The following is a 23,149-nucleotide window of genomic DNA, read 5'->3' as shown; positions in this document are numbered from 1 at the left end:
TAAGAATAAGTTAAAATAGATATTAAAACATATTTCTAGTAATTTTATAAAGAGTAAATTTGTCAGTTAAAAACCAATTCTCAAAATATGCAAAAGAGTATAAAAATCACAATATTATTCAGCAAATTGTTGCAAAATCACTTGTACGTGAATTAAAATTTCAACCAAAAAGAGTTTTAGAATTAGGTTGTGGCTCAGGGCAAGTATATAATCATATTTCATGGGATATAGATTTTTATAAAGCAATAGATTTTTCAGCATCAATGTGTGAGTTACATCCAAAAGGTGAAAATATTAATGTAAAGTGTTTTGATTTTGATGCACAAGAGTTTTTAGATGAAATAAAAGATAACAGTTATGATATTGTTTTATCATCATCTGCTTTACAATGGTCAAAAGATTTATCAAAGATAATAAAACATCTTTCATTTATTACAAATGAAATAAATGCTGTTTTATTCACATCAAATACTTTTAAAACTATTCAAGAAATTACAAATTCAAAATCACCAATATTAGATGAAGAATCAATAAAAGAGGCTTTTTCAAAATATTTTTTATGTGAATTTGAAACTATAATGTACAAATTGGAGTTTGATAATAAAAGAGATTTATTTGATTATATTAAAAAGTCTGGGGTAAGTGGTAAAGCATCATTGGATTTCAAAGAGGCAAAAAAATTATACAAAGATTATAATTTAAATTATTTAGAATTTGAAGTTATTTTTGTTAAAACAATTTCTAAATTATAAAGTTCATATCTAATATATTTAAAATTCTCACTATCTTCAATTGAGATTAATTTGCAGAATTCTTCAAGAACTCTTGAGCTTTCTTGGGCTCTTTTAAAATTAGCTATTAAAATTGAGTATAAATCCGTTCGGTTTAGTTCACTTTTTATAGAACTTCTTAAAACATCATTTTTTACATCTCTAGTTTCAAGTAATTCAATGTAATTTTTTAATCTTGATAAATGTCGTAATTCTTTTAGTTTGATAGCAGTTGATTTATCATTATATACATATCTAAAAATATCTTCAACTACACGGATTCCTTCACGTAGTCTATTTAAATTTGCATCGATAAGTCTTAAGTAATTTTCTTTTTTCATAGTAATTGAAAACTAACTCTTATAAAGAGTTAGTTTTATTATTTGTCATCACTATTCATAATTCCTAAAATTTGTAATAGAGATATAAACAAATTAAAGAAATCTAAATATAAAGATAACGCAGCTTCAATTGGTGAGTCATAATGACCTTTGATAATATTTTGTGTATCATATAAAATGAAAGCAGAAAATAACAAAGCTCCTGCACTTGCAATTATTAATTGCATCATCGAAGATTGGATAAAGATATTAGAAATACCTGCAACAATCATAATTATTAAAGCAATAAGTAAAAATTTACCCATTGAAGAGAAATCTCTTTTAGTAGTCATTGCAAACATTGATATCCCACCAAATGCAACTGAAGTCATTAAAAATGCTTGACCAACGATAGCTGCACCACCTGGCATTGAAAAAATTGCAGTTAATAATGGTGCAATTGTTAAACCTGTAATAAATGTAAATGCAAATAAAACAGCTAAATTAACACCAGGAGTGTGTTTTGTTCTTGGAATAACAAAGAAAATTAATGCTAATTCTACAGCAAATAAAACCCATTTAACAGGTCCCATTAAAATTGAAACAATTCCTAATCCTATATACGCACCAGCAGTCGCTGCTAATAATGACCCCGCAAATAATTGATAAGTAGCTTTTAAAAAGCTCATTAACTGAACTTGTGATGATTCATGTGTATATTCTGAAGATTGGTTTGATAAATAATCTCTATTGTACATATAGTCTTCCTTTAAATTTTGATTTCGTAATTCTACTATGTAGTATACTTATATATTTACATTAAATATAGATAACGATATTAGCAATATATTATCTCAAAAAAGTAAATAAAAGATTAATATAAAATTAAATGAGTATTAAAATCACTAAAAAACACTCAAAAGCCAATAAAAAGATAGTAAAAGTTTAATGAGAGGATAAATCCAAAAATTTAAGCCAAATTTAAGCGATAACCCCTTGACAAAGAAAAAAGAATCTATTATAATTCCCGTCCAATTTGACTGAAGCGCATCAAACGAAAGAATGATAGAAAGCGTTGTAATCGAAACTGGATGATCTTTAAAAATAATTATAACGTTTGTAAAGTAATCTTTATAAACCGAATATGAGACTCTTATAAAAATCTGTTATTTATTACAGATGTAAAATAAGAATAAATGTTAAAAATATAAAAACAAACAAGAACAATATGGTAAAACATATAACTTGTCTATACTATGAGTGATAATTTTGTAATAGTAAAATAATACAGAAGAAGTCAAGTTCAAAAACTTCAATTTATGGAGAGTTTGATCCTGGCTCAGAGTGAACGCTGGCGGCGTGCTTAACACATGCAAGTCGAACGAGAACGGATTATAGCTTGCTATAATTGTCAGCTAAGTGGCGCACGGGTGAGTAATATATAGGTAATGTGCCCTAGAGAAGAGGATAACAGTTGGAAACGACTGCTAAGACTCTATATGCCTTTAAGACAGAAGTCTGCAAGGGAAATATTTATAGCTCTAGGATCAGCCTGTACAGTATCAGCTAGTTGGTGAGGTAATGGCTCACCAAGGCAATGACGCTTAACTGGTTTGAGAGGATGATCAGTCACACTGGAACTGAGACACGGTCCAGACTCCTACGGGAGGCAGCAGTGGGGAATATTGCACAATGGACGAAAGTCTGATGCAGCAACGCCGCGTGGAGGATGACACATTTCGGTGCGTAAACTCCTTTTATATGGGAAGATAATGACGGTACCATATGAATAAGCACCGGCTAACTCCGTGCCAGCAGCCGCGGTAATACGGAGGGTGCAAGCGTTACTCGGAATCACTGGGCGTAAAGAGCGTGTAGGCGGATAAATAAGTCAGAAGTGAAATCCAATAGCTTAACTATTGAACTGCTTTTGAAACTGTATATCTAGAATGTGGGAGAGGTAGATGGAATTTCTGGTGTAGGGGTAAAATCCGTAGAGATCAGAAGGAATACCGATTGCGAAGGCGATCTACTGGAACATTATTGACGCTGAGACGCGAAAGCGTGGGGAGCAAACAGGATTAGATACCCTGGTAGTCCACGCCCTAAACGATGCACACTAGTTGTTGTGAGGCTAGACCTTGCAGTAATGCAGTTAACACATTAAGTGTGCCGCCTGGGGAGTACGGTCGCAAGATTAAAACTCAAAGGAATAGACGGGGACCCGCACAAGCGGTGGAGCATGTGGTTTAATTCGACGATACACGAAGAACCTTACCTGGACTTGACATAGTAAGAACTTTCTAGAGATAGATTGGTGTCTGCTTGCAGAAACTTATATACAGGTGCTGCACGGCTGTCGTCAGCTCGTGTCGTGAGATGTTGGGTTAAGTCCCGCAACGAGCGCAACCCTCGTCATTAGTTGCTAACAGTTCGGCTGAGAACTCTAATGAGACTGCCTACGCAAGTAGGAGGAAGGTGAGGACGACGTCAAGTCATCATGGCCCTTACGTCCAGGGCTACACACGTGCTACAATGGGGTATACAAAGAGCCGCAATACGGTGACGTGGAGCAAATCTCAAAAATATCTCCCAGTTCGGATTGTAGTCTGCAACTCGACTACATGAAGTTGGAATCGCTAGTAATCGTAGATCAGCTATGCTACGGTGAATACGTTCCCGGGTCTTGTACTCACCGCCCGTCACACCATGGGAGTTGAACTCATTCGAAGCGGGGATGCTAAAATAGCTACCTTCCACAGTGGATTCAGCGACTGGGGTGAAGTCGTAACAAGGTAACCGTAGGAGAACCTGCGGTTGGATCACCTCCTTTCAGAGAATTGAGACTAGATTCGTTTCTAGTCTTAAAACTAAAAAGAAAGAGTTTTTATATTCGGTTTATAAAGATTATTTAAATAGGTAGAAAAATGGGCCTATAGCTCAGCTGGCTAGAGCGCTCGACTGATAATCGTGAGGTCTCAGGTTCAAGTCCTGATAGGCCCACCATTAAATAATCTTAAAAGATTAATCAGTGTGGGGAATTAGCTCAGCTGGGAGAGCGCCTGCTTTGCACGCAGGAGGTCAGCGGTTCGATCCCGCTATTCTCCACCACCTATTAAAAATAAGCTAAAAGTTATAATTAGAAGAAATGATAAAAAAGTTAAATATAAGTTCAAAAAGATTGAATTTATATTTGATTTTCGAATCAAAAATGTTGCCTTGAAAAGATGTAAATTTTTTTAAGTAACAATGATATTTAAAAATATAATGTTAAAGTCTTTAATTTTTTCGTTTAATTAAAAGAACTAAAAGAATTTATTCTAATAGAACTAATAATTAAAAACAAAAATTTTAATTATCTAGAAATAGATAGAACACAACTAATTTTATTGATATATTTTAAATAATATGTTTAATAAGATAGTAGCCAAAGAATATTATCAAAAATGCGATAGAGTTTAACTCTATTTATTAATAAGCTATTAAGGGCTAATGGTGGATGCCTAGACTGTAAGAGGCGATGAAAGACGTATTAGGCTGCGATAAGCCTCGGGGAGCTGCCAAAGAGCTTTGATCCGGGGATTTCTGAATGGGGCAACCCAGCATAGTGAGAACTATGTTACCCTACGGGGAGCTAACCTGGTGAAGTGAAACATCTCAGTAGCCAGAGGAAGAGAAATCAAACGAGATTCCGTCAGTAGCGGCGAGCGAAAGCGGATTAGGACAAACCCAATGCTTGCATTGGGGGTTGTAGGACCATGATATGAGACTAAAGAAGATAGATGAAATACTTGGAAAAGTGTAGCATAGAAGGTGAAACTCCTGTAATTTAAATTTTCAATAGCTCTAATGGTATCCTGAGTAGGTCGGAACACGTGATATTTTGACTGAAACTGGGGGGACCACCCTCCAATCCTAAATACTACTTACAGATCGATAGTGAACAAGTACCGTGAGGGAAAGGTGAAAAGTACTCCAGCGAGGAGAGTGAAATAGAACCTGAAACCATTAGCTTACAATCATTCAGAGCCCTATGATTTATCAGGGTGATGGACTGCCTTTTGCATAATGAGCCTGCGAGTTGTGGTGTCTGGCAAGGTTAAGTCAAGTACGAAGCCGTAGCGAAAGCGAGTCTTAATAGGGCGAATTAGTCAGATGCTGCAGACCCGAAACGAAGTGATCTATCCATGAGCAGGTTGAAGCTGGTGTAAGAGCCAGTGGAGGACCGAACCGATAGGCGTTGAAAAGTCTCCGGATGACTTGTGGATAGGGGTGAAAGGCCAATCAAACTTCGTGATAGCTGGTTCTCTCCGAAATATATTTAGGTATAGCCTTGTGTTGTAGCATATAGGGGTAGAGCACTGAATGGGCTAGGGCTGCTTACCGCGGTACCAAACCCTATCAAACTATGAATACTATATGTGGAATCACAGGAGTCAGGCGATGGGTGATAAAATCCACCGTCGAGAGGGGAACAACCCAGACTAACAGCTAAGGTCCCTAAGTCACATCTAAGTGGAAAACGATGTGGAGTTACTGTGACAACCAGGAGGTTGGCTTAGAAGCAGCCATCCTTTAAAGAAAGCGTAACAGCTCACTGGTCTAGTGATTCTGCGCGGAAAATATAACGGGGCTAAGATGTGCACCGAAGCTTTAGATTCGAATTTATTCGAGTGGTAGGAGAGCGTTCTATTCAGCGTTGAAGATGTACCGGCAAGGAGCGTTGGAGCGGATAGAAGTGAGCATGCAGGCATGAGTAGCGATAATTGAGGTGAGAATCCTCAACGCCGAAAACCCAAGGTTTCCTACGCGATGCTCGTCATCGTAGGGTTAGTCGGGTCCTAAGTCGAGTCCGAAAGGGGTAGACGATGGCAAATTGATTAATATTTCAATACCAACATACAAGCGCGATGTGGGGACGCATAGAGTTAATCGAGCTCACTGATGGAATAGTGGGTCGAAGGACGTAGGCTGTAACTTAGGCAAATCCGGGTTACATTAGGCCGAGATCTTACAGGCTCTTGACACTCTTCGGAGGAGATGGAGAATCGATGATACTGTCGTGCCAAGAAAAGCCACTAAGTATATTGTATGTTGCCCGTACCGTAAACCGACACAGGTGGGTGGGATGAGTATTCTAAGGCGCGTGGAAGAACCCTGGTTAAGGAACTCTGCAAACTAGCACCGTATCTTCGGTATAAGGTGTGCCTACTTTGGTATATGGACTTGCTCCAGAAAGCTAGAGAGGTTGCAACAAAGAGTCCCTCCCGACTGTTTACCAAAAACACAGCACTTTGCTAACACGTAAGTGGATGTATAAGGTGTGACGCCTGCCCGGTGCTCGAAGGTTAACTGATGATGTCAGCGCAAGCGAAGCATTTGATTGAAGCCCGAGTAAACGGCGGCCGTAACTATAACGGTCCTAAGGTAGCGAAATTCCTTGTCGGTTAAATACCGACCTGCATGAATGGCGTAACGAGATGGGAGCTGTCTCAACCAGGGATCCAGTGAAATTGTAGTGGAGGTGAAAATTCCTCCTACCCGCGGAAAGACGGAAAGACCCCGTGCACCTTTACTACAGCTTGACACTGTAGCTTGGATATTCATGTGCAGGATAGGTGGGAGGCTATGATGACTAGACGCAAGTAGAGTCGGAGCCATCCTTGAGATACCACCCTTGAATATTTGAGTTACTAACTGCGTACAATTATCTTGTATCAGGACAATGTCTGGTGGGTAGTTTGACTGGGGCGGTCGCCTCCTAAAAAGTAACGGAGGCTTACAAAGGTTAGTTCATGGCGGTTGGAAATCGCCAGTTGAGTATAATGGCATAAACTAGCTTGACTGTGAGACATACAAGTCGAACAGAGACGAAAGTCGGTCATAGTGATCCGGTGGTTCTGTGTGGAAGGGCCATCGCTCAAAGGATAAAAGGTACGCCGGGGATAACAGGCTGATCTCCCCCAAGAGCTCACATCGACGGGGAGGTTTGGCACCTCGATGTCGGCTCATCGCATCCTGGGGCTGAAGTAGGTCCCAAGGGTATGGCTGTTCGCCATTTAAAGCGGTACGCGAGCTGGGTTCAGAACGTCGTGAGACAGTTCGGTCCCTATCTTCCGTGGGCGTAGGAAAGTTGAAGAGATTTGTCCCTAGTACGAGAGGACCGGGATGAACGTACCACTGGTGTACCAATTGTTCTGCCAAGAGCATCGTTGGGTAGCTACGTACGGATGTGATAAGAGCTGAAAGCATCTAAGCTCGAAGCCAACTCTAAGATTAACTTTCCCTGAAGTTCCCAGTAAGACTAACTGGTTGATAGGCTGGATGTGTAAGCGTTGTAAGGCGTTTAGCTGACCAGTACTAATAGAACGTTTGGCTTATTTAACAAATTCTTTGGTTTACTATCTTATTAAATATATTTCTTATATTTAATACAAATTGTGTTTTTTTAGAAAAAACTAGCGTTACCTTGAAAAAATGAATATTTTTTTAAGCGCGTATAAGACTTTAACATTATTTTTTCTTAACTCCTTTACGAGTTGAGTGTAAAGAGCAATACATATTGATTTATCTTATGTTTATTTACTTTTTACACTCAACTTTGCTGGTGGCTATAGAGAAGTGGAAATACCCAGTCCCATTCCGAACCTGGAAGTCAAGCACTTCATCGCCGATAATACTGCCGGGTCCCCTGGTGGAAACGTAGGCCGCTGCCAGCTCTTGAGTTTTTTTAAAGCTTAGCTTTTTATACTTACCAAAGTATTCAATGCTAAGCTTTTTTTTTAACCCGCTTTTTAGGTTATTTTTATATTCATTTTTTATTATCCTATTATTCTAGTATAATTGATCTTTATTTTTATATTTACACTAACTCTATACACATATTCAGTTAGTTCTTTATTATTCTCTTTTGCTTGCATAGCTCCAACGGTAGAGCAATTCCATGGTAAGGAAGAGGTTACAGGTTCAAATCCTGTTGTGAGCACCACCATCCCTAACTTTTACTTTATTTAGCCCTTATTTAATGTTTTTCTTTATTTAATACTCTTTCTTCTCTTTTTATTAACTCATCACTTAGTTATTTAGCTTGGATTTATAGGTTTATATATTTGAATAAGATGATTTGATTTATTAAATAGTATTAATACTAAGTCTTCTTTATTAAAAAATAAGAAAAAGATACTCCCTCTTGTATCTATTCGAATTGTCAATTTAGATTCTATTGTAATTTATAAATAAGAAAGCTTTTTTATAGATAAGTTATTAATAATAAGTAAATATAAGTTATAATCCAAAAATTTAAGCCAAATTTAAGCGATAACCCCTTGACAAAGAAAAAAGAATCTATTATAATTCCCGTCCAATTTGACTGAAGCGCATCAAACGAAAGAATGATAGAAAGCGTTGTAATCGAAACTGGATGATCTTTAAAAATAATTATAACGTTTGTAAAGTAATCTTTATAAACCGAATATGAGACTCTTATAAAAATCTGTTATTTATTACAGATGTAAAATAAGAATAAATGTTAAAAATATAAAAACAAACAAGAACAATATGGTAAAACATATAACTTGTCTATACTATGAGTGATAATTTTGTAATAGTAAAATAATACAGAAGAAGTCAAGTTCAAAAACTTCAATTTATGGAGAGTTTGATCCTGGCTCAGAGTGAACGCTGGCGGCGTGCTTAACACATGCAAGTCGAACGAGAACGGATTATAGCTTGCTATAATTGTCAGCTAAGTGGCGCACGGGTGAGTAATATATAGGTAATGTGCCCTAGAGAAGAGGATAACAGTTGGAAACGACTGCTAAGACTCTATATGCCTTTAAGACAGAAGTCTGCAAGGGAAATATTTATAGCTCTAGGATCAGCCTGTACAGTATCAGCTAGTTGGTGAGGTAATGGCTCACCAAGGCAATGACGCTTAACTGGTTTGAGAGGATGATCAGTCACACTGGAACTGAGACACGGTCCAGACTCCTACGGGAGGCAGCAGTGGGGAATATTGCACAATGGACGAAAGTCTGATGCAGCAACGCCGCGTGGAGGATGACACATTTCGGTGCGTAAACTCCTTTTATATGGGAAGATAATGACGGTACCATATGAATAAGCACCGGCTAACTCCGTGCCAGCAGCCGCGGTAATACGGAGGGTGCAAGCGTTACTCGGAATCACTGGGCGTAAAGAGCGTGTAGGCGGATAAATAAGTCAGAAGTGAAATCCAATAGCTTAACTATTGAACTGCTTTTGAAACTGTATATCTAGAATGTGGGAGAGGTAGATGGAATTTCTGGTGTAGGGGTAAAATCCGTAGAGATCAGAAGGAATACCGATTGCGAAGGCGATCTACTGGAACATTATTGACGCTGAGACGCGAAAGCGTGGGGAGCAAACAGGATTAGATACCCTGGTAGTCCACGCCCTAAACGATGCACACTAGTTGTTGTGAGGCTAGACCTTGCAGTAATGCAGTTAACACATTAAGTGTGCCGCCTGGGGAGTACGGTCGCAAGATTAAAACTCAAAGGAATAGACGGGGACCCGCACAAGCGGTGGAGCATGTGGTTTAATTCGACGATACACGAAGAACCTTACCTGGACTTGACATAGTAAGAACTTTCTAGAGATAGATTGGTGTCTGCTTGCAGAAACTTATATACAGGTGCTGCACGGCTGTCGTCAGCTCGTGTCGTGAGATGTTGGGTTAAGTCCCGCAACGAGCGCAACCCTCGTCATTAGTTGCTAACAGTTCGGCTGAGAACTCTAATGAGACTGCCTACGCAAGTAGGAGGAAGGTGAGGACGACGTCAAGTCATCATGGCCCTTACGTCCAGGGCTACACACGTGCTACAATGGGGTATACAAAGAGCCGCAATACGGTGACGTGGAGCAAATCTCAAAAATATCTCCCAGTTCGGATTGTAGTCTGCAACTCGACTACATGAAGTTGGAATCGCTAGTAATCGTAGATCAGCTATGCTACGGTGAATACGTTCCCGGGTCTTGTACTCACCGCCCGTCACACCATGGGAGTTGAACTCATTCGAAGCGGGGATGCTAAAATAGCTACCTTCCACAGTGGATTCAGCGACTGGGGTGAAGTCGTAACAAGGTAACCGTAGGAGAACCTGCGGTTGGATCACCTCCTTTCAGAGAATTGAGACTAGATTCGTTTCTAGTCTTAAAACTAAAAAGAAAGAGTTTTTATATTCGGTTTATAAAGATTATTTAAATAGGTAGAAAAATGGGCCTATAGCTCAGCTGGCTAGAGCGCTCGACTGATAATCGTGAGGTCTCAGGTTCAAGTCCTGATAGGCCCACCATTAAATAATCTTAAAAGATTAATCAGTGTGGGGAATTAGCTCAGCTGGGAGAGCGCCTGCTTTGCACGCAGGAGGTCAGCGGTTCGATCCCGCTATTCTCCACCACCTATTAAAAATAAGCTAAAAGTTATAATTAGAAGAAATGATAAAAAAGTTAAATATAAGTTCAAAAAGATTGAATTTATATTTGATTTTCGAATCAAAAATGTTGCCTTGAAAAGATGTAAATTTTTTTAAGTAACAATGATATTTAAAAATATAATGTTAAAGTCTTTAATTTTTTCGTTTAATTAAAAGAACTAAAAGAATTTATTCTAATAGAACTAATAATTAAAAACAAAAATTTTAATTATCTAGAAATAGATAGAACACAACTAATTTTATTGATATATTTTAAATAATATGTTTAATAAGATAGTAGCCAAAGAATATTATCAAAAATGCGATAGAGTTTAACTCTATTTATTAATAAGCTATTAAGGGCTAATGGTGGATGCCTAGACTGTAAGAGGCGATGAAAGACGTATTAGGCTGCGATAAGCCTCGGGGAGCTGCCAAAGAGCTTTGATCCGGGGATTTCTGAATGGGGCAACCCAGCATAGTGAGAACTATGTTACCCTACGGGGAGCTAACCTGGTGAAGTGAAACATCTCAGTAGCCAGAGGAAGAGAAATCAAACGAGATTCCGTCAGTAGCGGCGAGCGAAAGCGGATTAGGACAAACCCAATGCTTGCATTGGGGGTTGTAGGACCATGATATGAGACTAAAGAAGATAGATGAAATACTTGGAAAAGTGTAGCATAGAAGGTGAAACTCCTGTAATTTAAATTTTCAATAGCTCTAATGGTATCCTGAGTAGGTCGGAACACGTGATATTTTGACTGAAACTGGGGGGACCACCCTCCAATCCTAAATACTACTTACAGATCGATAGTGAACAAGTACCGTGAGGGAAAGGTGAAAAGTACTCCAGCGAGGAGAGTGAAATAGAACCTGAAACCATTAGCTTACAATCATTCAGAGCCCTATGATTTATCAGGGTGATGGACTGCCTTTTGCATAATGAGCCTGCGAGTTGTGGTGTCTGGCAAGGTTAAGTCAAGTACGAAGCCGTAGCGAAAGCGAGTCTTAATAGGGCGAATTAGTCAGATGCTGCAGACCCGAAACGAAGTGATCTATCCATGAGCAGGTTGAAGCTGGTGTAAGAGCCAGTGGAGGACCGAACCGATAGGCGTTGAAAAGTCTCCGGATGACTTGTGGATAGGGGTGAAAGGCCAATCAAACTTCGTGATAGCTGGTTCTCTCCGAAATATATTTAGGTATAGCCTTGTGTTGTAGCATATAGGGGTAGAGCACTGAATGGGCTAGGGCTGCTTACCGCGGTACCAAACCCTATCAAACTATGAATACTATATGTGGAATCACAGGAGTCAGGCGATGGGTGATAAAATCCACCGTCGAGAGGGGAACAACCCAGACTAACAGCTAAGGTCCCTAAGTCACATCTAAGTGGAAAACGATGTGGAGTTACTGTGACAACCAGGAGGTTGGCTTAGAAGCAGCCATCCTTTAAAGAAAGCGTAACAGCTCACTGGTCTAGTGATTCTGCGCGGAAAATATAACGGGGCTAAGATGTGCACCGAAGCTTTAGATTCGAATTTATTCGAGTGGTAGGAGAGCGTTCTATTCAGCGTTGAAGATGTACCGGCAAGGAGCGTTGGAGCGGATAGAAGTGAGCATGCAGGCATGAGTAGCGATAATTGAGGTGAGAATCCTCAACGCCGAAAACCCAAGGTTTCCTACGCGATGCTCGTCATCGTAGGGTTAGTCGGGTCCTAAGTCGAGTCCGAAAGGGGTAGACGATGGCAAATTGATTAATATTTCAATACCAACATACAAGCGCGATGTGGGGACGCATAGAGTTAATCGAGCTCACTGATGGAATAGTGGGTCGAAGGACGTAGGCTGTAACTTAGGCAAATCCGGGTTACATTAGGCCGAGATCTTACAGGCTCTTGACACTCTTCGGAGGAGATGGAGAATCGATGATACTGTCGTGCCAAGAAAAGCCACTAAGTATATTGTATGTTGCCCGTACCGTAAACCGACACAGGTGGGTGGGATGAGTATTCTAAGGCGCGTGGAAGAACCCTGGTTAAGGAACTCTGCAAACTAGCACCGTATCTTCGGTATAAGGTGTGCCTACTTTGGTATATGGACTTGCTCCAGAAAGCTAGAGAGGTTGCAACAAAGAGTCCCTCCCGACTGTTTACCAAAAACACAGCACTTTGCTAACACGTAAGTGGATGTATAAGGTGTGACGCCTGCCCGGTGCTCGAAGGTTAACTGATGATGTCAGCGCAAGCGAAGCATTTGATTGAAGCCCGAGTAAACGGCGGCCGTAACTATAACGGTCCTAAGGTAGCGAAATTCCTTGTCGGTTAAATACCGACCTGCATGAATGGCGTAACGAGATGGGAGCTGTCTCAACCAGGGATCCAGTGAAATTGTAGTGGAGGTGAAAATTCCTCCTACCCGCGGAAAGACGGAAAGACCCCGTGCACCTTTACTACAGCTTGACACTGTAGCTTGGATATTCATGTGCAGGATAGGTGGGAGGCTATGATGACTAGACGCAAGTAGAGTCGGAGCCATCCTTGAGATACCACCCTTGAATATTTGAGTTACTAACTGCGTACAATTATCTTGTATCAGGACAATGTCTGGTGGGTAGTTTGACTGGGGCGGTCGCCTCCTAAAAAGTAACGGAGGCTTACAAAGGTTAGTTCATGGCGGTTGGAAATCGCCAGTTGAGTATAATGGCATAAACTAGCTTGACTGTGAGACATACAAGTCGAACAGAGACGAAAGTCGGTCATAGTGATCCGGTGGTTCTGTGTGGAAGGGCCATCGCTCAAAGGATAAAAGGTACGCCGGGGATAACAGGCTGATCTCCCCCAAGAGCTCACATCGACGGGGAGGTTTGGCACCTCGATGTCGGCTCATCGCATCCTGGGGCTGAAGTAGGTCCCAAGGGTATGGCTGTTCGCCATTTAAAGCGGTACGCGAGCTGGGTTCAGAACGTCGTGAGACAGTTCGGTCCCTATCTTCCGTGGGCGTAGGAAAGTTGAAGAGATTTGTCCCTAGTACGAGAGGACCGGGATGAACGTACCACTGGTGTACCAATTGTTCTGCCAAGAGCATCGTTGGGTAGCTACGTACGGATGTGATAAGAGCTGAAAGCATCTAAGCTCGAAGCCAACTCTAAGATTAACTTTCCCTGAAGTTCCCAGTAAGACTAACTGGTTGATAGGCTGGATGTGTAAGCGTTGTAAGGCGTTTAGCTGACCAGTACTAATAGAACGTTTGGCTTATTTAACAAATTCTTTGGTTTACTATCTTATTAAATATATTTCTTATATTTAATACAAATTGTGTTTTTTTAGAAAAAACTAGCGTTACCTTGAAAAAATGAATATTTTTTTAAGCGCGTATAAGACTTTAACATTATTTTTTCTTAACTCCTTTACGAGTTGAGTGTAAAGAGCAATACATATTGATTTATCTTATGTTTATTTACTTTTTACACTCAACTTTGCTGGTGGCTATAGAGAAGTGGAAATACCCAGTCCCATTCCGAACCTGGAAGTCAAGCACTTCATCGCCGATAATACTGCCGGGTCCCCTGGTGGAAACGTAGGCCGCTGCCAGCTCTTGAGTTTTTTTAAAGCTTAGCTTTTTATACTTACCAAAGTATTCAATGCTAAGCTTTTTTTTTAACCCGCTTTTTAGGTTATTTTTATATCTCAACTCTTTAGCTTTTTTTTGATAGAATCTACTTAATATACACTATAGGAATAAAATTGATAGAACAACCAAACAACCCACTTCATGGAATTAAATTAGAAATGATACTTGAATCTCTTGTAGAACAGTATGGATGGGATGAATTAGCAGATCGTATAGAAATAAGATGTTTTTATAATAATCCATCTATAAAATCAAGTTTAACTTTTCTTAGAAAAACCCCTTGGGCTAGAAAAAAAGTTGAGAATTTATATTTATCTTCAATTAAATAAAATCTAGTATATCCATATGTAAAGATTATTACACTATTATTCTTTTTTATAATAATATAGGATTTAAAATGATAAGAAAAATAGATACAAATAGTGATGAATTTTTAAATGAATTTGAATTAACAAAACAGTTTACCGATGAAGTAATATCTAAACATAGTTTAGTTTATAATCCAGATGAAGAGGTTAATAAATCAATTCAAATGGGACTTACTAGAAATCAAATGATTTATGGTAAAAAATTCTGTCCATGTTTTATGGTTATAGGACAAACACCGTCAGAACAAGAAACAACTGAGAATAGACTTTGTCCATGTACTCCTGCATTAACGAATGAAATACCATCAAAAGGTTCATGTCACTGTGGAATTTTCTGTACAAAAGAAAAAGCATTAGAAATTAGTAAAGATAATAGTTTACATGATGCAGTTGCAACTCATTCAAGAGGTTTAACAAAAGAGGAGTGTGAAAAATTACTTACTAAAAATGAAGTTAATTCAGTTGAATTAGAATCTTTATTAGAAGCTCGAAACTTGAATTTTGTTGAGTTTAATTTAGTTGATACAAGAGAATGGATGGAATGGGTTTCTACTAGAATCAAAGGAACAGATTACTTAATCCCTACAACATCATTTTATGATGCTTTAGAGCGAATTATAGATAAAAAGAATACTCCAGTTGTTGTTTATTGTTTAAGTGGTAGCAGAAGTGCTTATTGTCAAAGAATAATGAAAGATTTAGGTTTCAAATCGGTTGCTAATTTAGATTATGGAATTTCTTCATATGGTGGAGAAAGAGAAAGCGGTGATATTTAATATTAATGTATCCTAATTTTAGGATACATTATCTTTAAAATCATCACTATATTTTTTTAAAAGTTGCATTATTGATATAAAAAATGTAACCATTGCTGGCCCAATTATCATCCCCCAAAACCCAAATGTTGAAAGACCTGCTACAATTGAAAAAAAGATTAAAAGTTCATTTATAGTTGTTGGTGTTTTTACAACTTTTTGATTTATATATTTAATAATCATTGGTTTTATAAAAGTATCTGCAATTACTGAAATAACAACTATAGAATATATTGCGATTACAAGTGCGTTTGTCACTGAAGTAGTTGCTTCATAGATAACAATTGGAAGCCACATTATAACTCCGCCTACAACTGGAATTAAAGAAGCGAATCCATATAAAACTCCAAAAAGTAATCCATCATAACCATAAAATCTAAGAAAAACTCCAAATAAAAATCCTTCTAATATTGCAGTTATTAAAAGTGAATACAAAACTACAGTCATTACATTTGAAGATTCATAAAAAAGTATGATTGAATCTTCTTTTTTTATTGGAAGTAATCCTTTTATAAATGTTCCAATTGAGATTGAATACAGTGAAAAGAAAAAATAAAATATTAAAATCAAAACCATGTCAATCATAAACTTTGCAGAGTTTTTTCCTAAATATGCACTAATAGATAAAATATTTTCAACAATTTTGCTAACATCAATTTTTGAAACAATTTGAGAAAATATATCTTTCATAAAAATAAAATCATTAGAACTATCTTGTATAAATATTTTTATTTGGTTTAAATTTTCAATTAACAATTGTTTGTCAACATGATTGAAAAAATTTGCAAAGGAAAATATGCAATATAAAACAGGAATAAAAAATAGTGCAGCTAAAGATATAGTCATAATTGAAACAGAGACAACTCTACTTTTTAATTTATTTTCTAAATAAAGTGATATTGAACTTGTTGCTACGACTAATAAAACAGAAACTATAATTGGTTTTATAAATGGATCAAAAAGTTGAATAATGAAAAAAATCATTACAATAGCAATAGCAATTAGAAAATAGGCTGCTTTCAAAATAATTTTCCTTGTTGTAAATCTTCATCTAACTTTTCGCTGTTTGGATATGATAATCTAAACATTTCATATGTTTTTAATGAAGCGATTCTTCCTCTGGCTGTTCTTTCTATATAGCCATTTGCTAGTAAATAAGGTTCAATTGCATCTTCAATTGTTCCCTCGTCTTCACTTAATGCAGCTGCCATTGTAGAAAGTCCCATTGGTTTTCCTCTATTTGAAACTAATAATTCAAGAAGATTTATATCCATTTCATCAAAACCACTCTCATTTACACCTAATTCATCTAAGGCATATTTACATCTAGATAGGTGAATTAAATTTTCATTTTCAACTTCTGCAAAGTCTCTAACTCTTTTTAGAAGTCGCAGAGCTACCCTTGGTGTTCCTCTACTTCTTCTTGAAATTTCAAAAGCTGCATCATTTTCACAAGATTTTGATAATTTAACTGCTGCTTTTTGAATAATTTTCGATAATTCATCTTGATTATAAAATTGCATTCTAAAATGCATCCCAAATCTCTCTCTTAAAGGATTTGACAACATTCCAGCTCTTGTTGTTGCTCCAATTAGAGTAAATCTTGGTAAATCAATTTTCACAGTTTGGGCAGCAGGTCCAGACCCAATAATAATATCCAATCTATAATCTTCCATTGCAGGATATAAAATCTCTTCAACAGTTGGAGAAAGACGGTGAATTTCATCAATAAATAAAATATCACCCTCTTCAAGATTAGTTAAAATTGCAGCTAAATCACCACTTTTTTCAATCATCGGTCCAGCTGTTACTTTGATATTTGTATTCATTTCATTTGAGATAAGATATGAAAGTGTAGTTTTCCCAAGTCCTGGAGGGCCGTAAAAAAGAATATGATCTAAAGCTTCTTTTCTTTTTTTACTAGCTTCTATAAATACTTTTAGATTCTTTTTGATTTTTTCTTGACCTATATAGTCATCCCAATTTGATGGTCTTAAACTTATTTCTGTATTATCTTCTTCAAAAGATACTGATTCAACTTCTACTAATCTTTCCATTTATATTAATACTCTTCTTCGCGTGAAGGGAATGAAGAATTTTGAACATCATTTCTATATTGATTAACGGCATCTTTTACCAATGAAGCACCATTTAAATAATGTCTTACAAATTTTGGTTTGAACTCTTCAAAAAATCCTAACATATCAGACCAAACTAAAACTTGTCCATCTGTTACATTTCCAGCTCCAATTCCAATAACTGGAATATTTACTACTTCAGTGATCTTTTTTGCAACATTGCTCATAACTCCCTCAACAACAATTGAAAAAGCTCCTGCTTTTTCAACAGCAATGGCATCTTCAATTAATTGATTTTCATCTTGATGTGTTTTACCTCTAACTTTATATCCACCCTCACTTCTTACGTATTGAGGCATTAATCCAATATGTCCCATAACTGCTATTGAATTAGAAGTTAAGTGCTTTATAATATCAGCTCTGTCTTCTCCTCCTTCAATTTTAACTGCTGCTGCATTTGTAAGTCTATAAACTTCAATACAATTTTTTAATGCTTCATCTTTATTGATATATGTTCCAAATGGCATATCCATTATTACAAATGATTTTGGTGCACCTGTACAAACAGCATTTGTATGATAAATCATTTGCTCAAGTGTTGCTGAAAGAGTATCTGGCTTTCCTGCAAAACTCATATTTAAACTGTCTCCAACCAGAATCATATCTGCGATTTCTTCGAATAGTTTTGCAAAAAGTGCATCATAAGCTGTAATTACTGTTAGTTTTTTATTATTTTTTGATTTTTTGATTTTAGTTATATTCATTTTTTCAAAATCATTTTTTATAATGCTCATATTTTTTCCTAATAGCTATTAATAATTTGTAAAGATTATATCTAAAACAAACTTTTTTAATAAAAATTTTAAGATTTGTAAGAAAAAATGGATATTTAAAGAACAAGTAAATAACTGTTCTGTTAATATAATCTATATAAAACTCAAGTATTAACAAAGTATTACTATGAACAAAGAAACAAATCTTCAAAATCACTTAGCTGAGCAAACTATTATGTTTGCAAGTATTACAAAATGGATTATTTTATCCTCTTTAATTGGTGCACTAATTGGTGCTGTTGTATCTTTATTTTTAAAACTTTTAGAATATTGTGAAAATTCAAGGAGTTTACTTCCTTTTGATTATTATTATACTTTGCCTTTTGCTTTAGCAATAACAGTATTTATAGTAAAAAAATTTGCTCCAAGTGCTGAAGGACATGGAACAGAAAAGGTAATCGAGGCTATTCATAAAAATGCAGGGAGAATAAACTTTAGTGTAGTTCCTACGAAACTTTTTGCAACAGTATTAACTATTTTTGCTGGTGGTTCAGTTGGTAAAGAGGGACCTGGTGCTCAAATTGGTGCTTCATTAGCTTCTTTTATTGCAATGAAATTAAGATTCTCAAACAGAGACAGAAAAAAAATAGTTATTTGTGGAATTAGTGCAGGTTTTGCTTCAGTTTTTGGAACGCCACTTGCTGGGGCTATTTTTGGAGTTGAGATATTAATCGTTGGCGGATTAATGTATGATATTTTATTACCATCTATCGTTGCTGGATTTTCTGCTTTTTTTGTGGCAAAAATGTTTGGAATTAACTACACATATTTTTATATTGCATTTTTTTCTAATTTTGATTTTAATTATGTCTTAATCTCAAAAGTAATTATTGGTGGGATATTTTTTGGTTTAGTTGCAGATTTTATTATTACAACATTACATGAATTACATAAATATATTGGAATGATAAAAATAAATTATATTTTAAAAGCATTTTTAGGTGGAATTATTATTGTAATTTTGACTTTAATTGTTGGGGATGAATACTTAGGGTTAGGTTTTAACACCATAAAAGATGCTTTGTCTTCAGATGAAATGATTCATGAGAATATTCCTTGGTATACCTTTATTTTAAAGACTATTTTTACTTCATTAACTCTATCTTTTGGTGGAAGTGGTGGCGTAATTACTCCTATTTTTTATATTGGTGCAACAAGTGGTAACTTTTTTGGATATTTAGTAGATGGATATATCCCATTATTTGCAGCACTTGGATTTGTAAGTGTATTAGCAGGAACTACAAGTGCTCCAATTGCAGCAATGATAATGTCAGTTGAGTTATTTGGAATGGATATTGGACACTATGCTGCTATATCAATTATAATTGCTTTTTTAATGACAGGACATAGAAGTGTTTTCCCTTCTCAAGTTTTATCAATGAAAAAATCTGAAGCAATTGATATAAAATTAGGTGGAGAGTTAGAAAATACAGAAACCACTTATACTACAAGATTTTTTATAAATATGCAAAGAATTATTAAACTACTTATTAGTAGAAAGAGAAAAAAAACTGAACTGAATGAAGATGAAATTAAATAATAGTTTAAAAGAAGATTTTAGATAAAATAAAATAAATTTAAATAATAGGATAGAAATTTGAAAAAATTAGTTGGCTATATTACATCATCTCTTCCAAATAATAATTTTACAATAGATTTAGCATATAGTATGAAAGATGCTGGTGTTGATACTTTAGAATTAGGTATTCCTTTTTCTGATCCAGTTGCTGATGGACCGGTAATTGAAAAAGCAAATTTAATTGCATTAAATAATGGCTTTAAATTAAAGGATTTATTTGAAGTTTCTTCAAAAATTGCAAAAGATATTGACACATTATGGATGGGATACACAAACCCATTTTATCATTATGGAGTGGAAAAAATTTTAGAAAAAGCAAATGAATATAATATTCAAGGGACTATCATTCCTGATCTTCCATATGAAATGGCACAAAATTTAGAACCTTTATTTAATAAATATAATAAAGTAAATATCTCTTTTGTTGCACCTACTGATAGCAAAGAAAGAATTAAAACAATTGTTGAAAATTCTAAAAAGTTTATTTATATGGTTGCATATGCTGGAATTACAGGAAGTGGACAAAAAGAAGATTTATCAAAAATTATAGAAAATGTAAGAGAATATTCTTCTACACCTTTATATATTGGTTTTGGAGTTGATGAAAAAACTTGTAAAGAAAAAATTATTGGTGTTGATGGGGTAATTGTTGGAAGTGCTTTTGTAAAACATATTATTGATGATAGTTTATCAAATACTGAAAAAATAAAAAGAATCTCTGCAATTGCAAAAGAGATAAAAGAAAAAATAAACGAATAACAATGCAGATTTTTAGTCAAGATATTGAATTTTTGGAAGAGAATAGAAATTGCTCTTATTTTGAAAACAAAATGTCTGATATTAGATATAAATACATCTACTCTTGTTCAACAGCTAAATACCAAGAGATGTTGGAACGAGGTTGGAGAAGATTTGGTCGAATGCATTTTGTTCCAGAGTGTAAGCTTTGTAATAAATGTGTTTCTATGCGAATTGATGTGGCTAATTATAAATTTTCAAAATCAGAAAAAAGAGTAATTTCTAAAAATAAAGATACAAAATTATATATAAGACCTCCTTCTATTACAATGGAGCATTTAAATCTTTATGATAAATATCATAAATTTATGAACGAGAAGAAAGATTGGCCTTATACTCCAATTGAACCAGATGATTATTTAAAATCTTATGTAGAAGCAAAAGAAGAGTTTGCAAAAGAGTTTTTATATGTAAAAGATGATAAATTAATTGGAGTAGCATTAGTTGATATTTTACCTAATTCAATTTCTGCTATTTATTGTTATTATGATCATTCATATTCAGACTTATCTATAGGAAAATTTTCAATATTGGCACAAATAAAAGTTGCAAAAGAATTGAATATTCCTTATATATATTTAGGTTATTGGATTAAAAATCATTTTTCAATGGGATATAAAGAAGCTTATACACCTTTTGAAGTATTAAAAAATAGAGCTACTATTGATGAAATCCCTCTTTGGGAGAAAAATGAATTATAATATTATTGTGATTATAAGTACAATAATTTGTGCTATAATCTCACTGCTTATTAGCTACTATTTTGTCCTATTTTTTTTAAGTGAAGAGAGTAGCTTTTTTAAAATTGCTCAACTAATATTGACAATAGTATCGATGACAACATTTTATGCTCCTATAAAACATATTATTATGAAATATATGAAAATAGAGGAAGAAAGAGGGAAAGATGATTAAGTATATAAGTTCTTTTTTATTACTAATTAATGTATTATTTGCACAGAACCTTGTACCAAACCAAGAAGAAACAACACAAAATGTACCTTACAATCCAAATGTAGATTGTTTAATATTAGAAGATGAAAATTCAATTATATGTAAATTTGAAGTAATCAGAGATGAGAAAGATCAAAATATTATTATAAATTGGATTAGTCCAACAGGTGAAATTTCAAGAACAAGAGAAATGCTTATACCAGCAGGCGACAGTTCAGCTTATGACTATAGATATATTGATGGTAGAGAAAATGGGAAATGGGATTTTAAAATAACTTATCAAGGTAAAGACTACATCTCACAATTTGAATTGAAGTAAATCTTCATTTCTTATTGAAATTAAATTAATGAATAAATCTTAGTTGGAATTTGGTATTTGAATTGCTGAATTTTGTAGATATAAGTAGTTTTTTAATTATGTAAGAAACACAAAACCCTATAAATAGAGTTTTGCATTTACAAATCAAAGATATTATAATCTTGATTCGTATCTTCTTAACATGTATAATCTTTTTAACATTTTCTTTCTAGCCGATATTTTTTGTTTTTTTCTAATTTCTGTATTTGGTTCAAAATATCTTCTAGCTCTAGTTTCTGTAACAATAAGATTTCTATCACATTGTTTTTTAAATCTTCTATAAGCTTCGTCGAAAGATTCGCTATCTTTAACTTTTATGCCTGGCACTAAAATCACCCACTTTCTTTTTAAAATTTTAGGGTAGGATTATATTTAAAGTTTACTTAATCCTTATTTAACTTTAACAAACATTAGAATATAATTGATTTTTAATACAAAGGAATATTTTGAATTTAACACACTTAGATGATAATAATAGACCTAAAATGGTTGATGTTTCTGATAAATATGAAACAAGAAGAGTTGCAATTGCTTCTGGCGAAATTACTATGAGTGATGAAGCATTTGAAGCAATTATTTCAAATACTACAAAAAAAGGCCCAGTTTTACAAACAGCTGTAATTGCTGCAATCATGGGGGTGAAAAAAACAAGTGATTTAATTCCTATGTGCCATCCTTTATTGTTAAGTGGAATAAATTGTGATGTGGAAGAAAAGCCTGAATTACCTGGATTTAAACTAATTGTAACTGCTAAGCTAAATGGACAAACTGGTGTTGAAATGGAAGCACTAACAGGTGTTTCTATTGGTTTATTAACTATTTATGATATGGTAAAAGCAATTGATAAATCTATGGTTATATCTAATGTTCAATTAGAGAAAAAATCAGGTGGTAAAAGTGGTGATTTTATAAGAGAGGATTTAAATAATGATTGATTTAAGTAAAGAAAAATTAGTTTTAAATTACCCATGTTCTTGGGAATATAAATTAGTTGTTTTAGAACATATTGATATACACGTAACTGTAAAAGAAGTTGTATCAAGTAGAGAACATAAAGTAAAAGAGTCAAAAGTTAGTAGTAAAGGTAAATACAAAAGTTATACTCTTGAACTTTTAGTACATAATGATGATGATAGAACAGAGATTTATAAAATGTTAGGTGACCATTCTAATATTAAAATGGTGTTATGA

General features: G+C 35.2%; 16 protein-coding genes, 5 tRNA genes and 6 rRNA genes. 21 read left to right on the top strand and 6 right to left on the bottom strand.

Going from position 1 to position 23,149, the window contains the following annotated elements; all coding sequences use genetic code 11:
• The first annotated feature begins 59 nt into the window (after positions 1-59).
• The gene (locus AVENP_RS15265) at positions 60-752 is read left to right on the top strand and encodes a methyltransferase domain-containing protein (RefSeq protein ID WP_128360323.1); all 693 of its coding nucleotides are present in this window, start codon (positions 60-62) and stop codon (positions 750-752) included.
• Here the strand turns inward: AVENP_RS15265 and AVENP_RS15260 are convergent.
• Both AVENP_RS15260 and AVENP_RS15255 read right to left on the bottom strand, forming a co-directional pair.
• Positions 704-1,111 carry a thiamine-phosphate pyrophosphorylase gene (locus AVENP_RS15260; protein ID WP_128360322.1) on the bottom strand — a complete coding sequence of 136 codons (408 nt, stop codon included), beginning with the start codon at positions 1,109-1,111 and terminating at the stop codon, positions 704-706. The genes AVENP_RS15265 and AVENP_RS15260 overlap by 49 nt on opposite strands.
• Before the next feature lie 38 nt (positions 1,112-1,149).
• Positions 1,150-1,848, bottom strand: coding sequence for a Bax inhibitor-1/YccA family protein (locus AVENP_RS15255; protein WP_128360321.1), 699 nt, complete (start codon positions 1,846-1,848; stop codon positions 1,150-1,152).
• Between the two features lie 558 nt (positions 1,849-2,406).
• Here AVENP_RS15255 and AVENP_RS15250 point away from each other — a divergent pair.
• The 13 genes from AVENP_RS15250 (at position 2,407) to AVENP_RS15190 (ending at position 15,319) form a co-directional block, all read left to right on the top strand.
• Positions 2,407-3,923 (top strand): 16S ribosomal RNA (locus AVENP_RS15250).
• Between the two features lie 96 nt (positions 3,924-4,019).
• A tRNA-Ile gene (locus AVENP_RS15245) sits at positions 4,020-4,096 on the top strand.
• A gap of 29 nt (positions 4,097-4,125) precedes the next feature.
• Positions 4,126-4,201: transfer RNA gene (locus AVENP_RS15240), tRNA-Ala, on the top strand.
• Positions 4,202-4,562: 361 nt separating this feature from the next.
• Positions 4,563-7,475 (top strand): 23S ribosomal RNA (locus tag AVENP_RS15235).
• 218 nt (positions 7,476-7,693) lie between these two features.
• Positions 7,694-7,809 (top strand): 5S ribosomal RNA (rrf, locus tag AVENP_RS15230).
• Positions 7,810-8,002: 193 nt separating this feature from the next.
• Positions 8,003-8,078 (top strand) — tRNA-Thr (locus AVENP_RS15225).
• A gap of 657 nt (positions 8,079-8,735) precedes the next feature.
• Positions 8,736-10,252, top strand: a 16S ribosomal RNA gene (locus tag AVENP_RS15220).
• Between the two features lie 96 nt (positions 10,253-10,348).
• Positions 10,349-10,425 (top strand) — tRNA-Ile (locus AVENP_RS15215).
• A 29-nt stretch (positions 10,426-10,454) separates the two neighbouring features.
• Positions 10,455-10,530: transfer RNA gene (locus AVENP_RS15210), tRNA-Ala, on the top strand.
• Between the two features lie 361 nt (positions 10,531-10,891).
• Positions 10,892-13,804 (top strand): 23S ribosomal RNA (locus AVENP_RS15205).
• A 218-nt stretch (positions 13,805-14,022) separates the two neighbouring features.
• Positions 14,023-14,138 (top strand): 5S ribosomal RNA (gene rrf, locus AVENP_RS15200).
• Together the 16S, 23S and 5S rRNA genes with 5 tRNA genes alongside form the textbook arrangement of a ribosomal RNA operon.
• Before the next feature lie 150 nt (positions 14,139-14,288).
• Positions 14,289-14,504, top strand: a complete 216-nt coding sequence (locus AVENP_RS15195) for a VF530 family protein (RefSeq protein WP_128359484.1) — start codon at positions 14,289-14,291, stop codon at positions 14,502-14,504.
• Positions 14,505-14,572: 68 nt separating this feature from the next.
• The gene (locus tag AVENP_RS15190) at positions 14,573-15,319 is read left to right on the top strand and encodes a ferredoxin-thioredoxin reductase catalytic domain-containing protein (protein WP_128359485.1); all 747 of its coding nucleotides are present in this window, start codon (positions 14,573-14,575) and stop codon (positions 15,317-15,319) included.
• Positions 15,320-15,337: 18 nt separating this feature from the next.
• On the opposite strand, the gene AVENP_RS15185 is transcribed toward AVENP_RS15190, so the two are convergent.
• From AVENP_RS15185 to panB, 3 genes are read right to left on the bottom strand one after another with little or no spacing between them, the layout of a single operon-like run.
• Entirely contained in the window at positions 15,338-16,381 is a 1,044-nt protein-coding gene (locus AVENP_RS15185) for an AI-2E family transporter (RefSeq protein WP_128359486.1), read from the bottom strand.
• Positions 16,378-17,415, bottom strand: a complete 1,038-nt coding sequence (gene ruvB, locus AVENP_RS15180; protein WP_128359487.1) for a Holliday junction branch migration DNA helicase RuvB — start codon at positions 17,413-17,415, stop codon at positions 16,378-16,380. The genes AVENP_RS15185 and ruvB overlap by 4 nt, the downstream gene beginning before the upstream one ends.
• Before the next feature lie 5 nt (positions 17,416-17,420).
• A complete protein-coding gene (gene panB / locus AVENP_RS15175; RefSeq protein WP_128359488.1) occupies positions 17,421-18,230 on the bottom strand; it encodes a 3-methyl-2-oxobutanoate hydroxymethyltransferase in 810 nt (269 codons plus the stop codon).
• A 166-nt stretch (positions 18,231-18,396) separates the two neighbouring features.
• Between panB and AVENP_RS15170 the strand changes: the two genes are divergently transcribed.
• From AVENP_RS15170 to AVENP_RS15150, 5 genes are read left to right on the top strand one after another with little or no spacing between them, the layout of a single operon-like run.
• Positions 18,397-19,809 (top strand): chloride channel protein, encoded by a 1,413-nt coding sequence (locus AVENP_RS15170; RefSeq protein WP_128359489.1) that lies wholly within the window; start codon positions 18,397-18,399, stop codon positions 19,807-19,809.
• A gap of 57 nt (positions 19,810-19,866) precedes the next feature.
• Positions 19,867-20,607, top strand: a complete 741-nt coding sequence (gene trpA, locus AVENP_RS15165; RefSeq protein WP_128359490.1) for a tryptophan synthase subunit alpha — start codon at positions 19,867-19,869, stop codon at positions 20,605-20,607.
• 2 nt (positions 20,608-20,609) lie between these two features.
• Positions 20,610-21,347, top strand: coding sequence for an arginyltransferase (locus AVENP_RS15160; protein WP_128359491.1), 738 nt, complete (start codon positions 20,610-20,612; stop codon positions 21,345-21,347).
• Positions 21,337-21,561 (top strand): hypothetical protein, encoded by a 225-nt coding sequence (locus AVENP_RS15155; protein WP_172664336.1) that lies wholly within the window; start codon positions 21,337-21,339, stop codon positions 21,559-21,561. The genes AVENP_RS15160 and AVENP_RS15155 overlap by 11 nt, the downstream gene beginning before the upstream one ends.
• On the top strand, positions 21,554-21,919 hold the full coding sequence (locus AVENP_RS15150; protein WP_128359492.1) for a hypothetical protein: 366 nt from the start codon (positions 21,554-21,556) through the stop codon (positions 21,917-21,919). The genes AVENP_RS15155 and AVENP_RS15150 overlap by 8 nt, the downstream gene beginning before the upstream one ends.
• 153 nt (positions 21,920-22,072) lie before the next feature.
• Here AVENP_RS15150 and rpsU read toward each other — a convergent pair whose 3' ends face one another.
• The gene (gene rpsU / locus AVENP_RS15145; RefSeq protein WP_108558764.1) at positions 22,073-22,285 is read right to left on the bottom strand and encodes a 30S ribosomal protein S21; all 213 of its coding nucleotides are present in this window, start codon (positions 22,283-22,285) and stop codon (positions 22,073-22,075) included.
• Between the two features lie 119 nt (positions 22,286-22,404).
• Here rpsU and moaC point away from each other — a divergent pair, with 119 nt between their 5' ends.
• Both moaC and AVENP_RS15135 read left to right on the top strand, forming a co-directional pair.
• Entirely contained in the window at positions 22,405-22,893 is a 489-nt protein-coding gene (gene moaC / locus AVENP_RS15140) for a cyclic pyranopterin monophosphate synthase MoaC (RefSeq protein WP_128359493.1), read from the top strand.
• A complete protein-coding gene (locus tag AVENP_RS15135) occupies positions 22,886-23,149 on the top strand; it encodes an HP0495 family protein (protein WP_118887507.1) in 264 nt (87 codons plus the stop codon). Before moaC ends, AVENP_RS15135 begins: the two co-directional genes overlap by 8 nt.

Origin of the sequence: Arcobacter venerupis, from assembly GCF_013201665.1 — a bacterium.
In the GTDB taxonomy this organism is placed as follows: Bacteria; Campylobacterota; Campylobacteria; order Campylobacterales; family Arcobacteraceae; genus Aliarcobacter; species Aliarcobacter venerupis.
The sequence above is the reverse complement of the archived record's forward strand: the minus strand, read 5'-3'. Positions and strand labels throughout refer to the sequence as shown.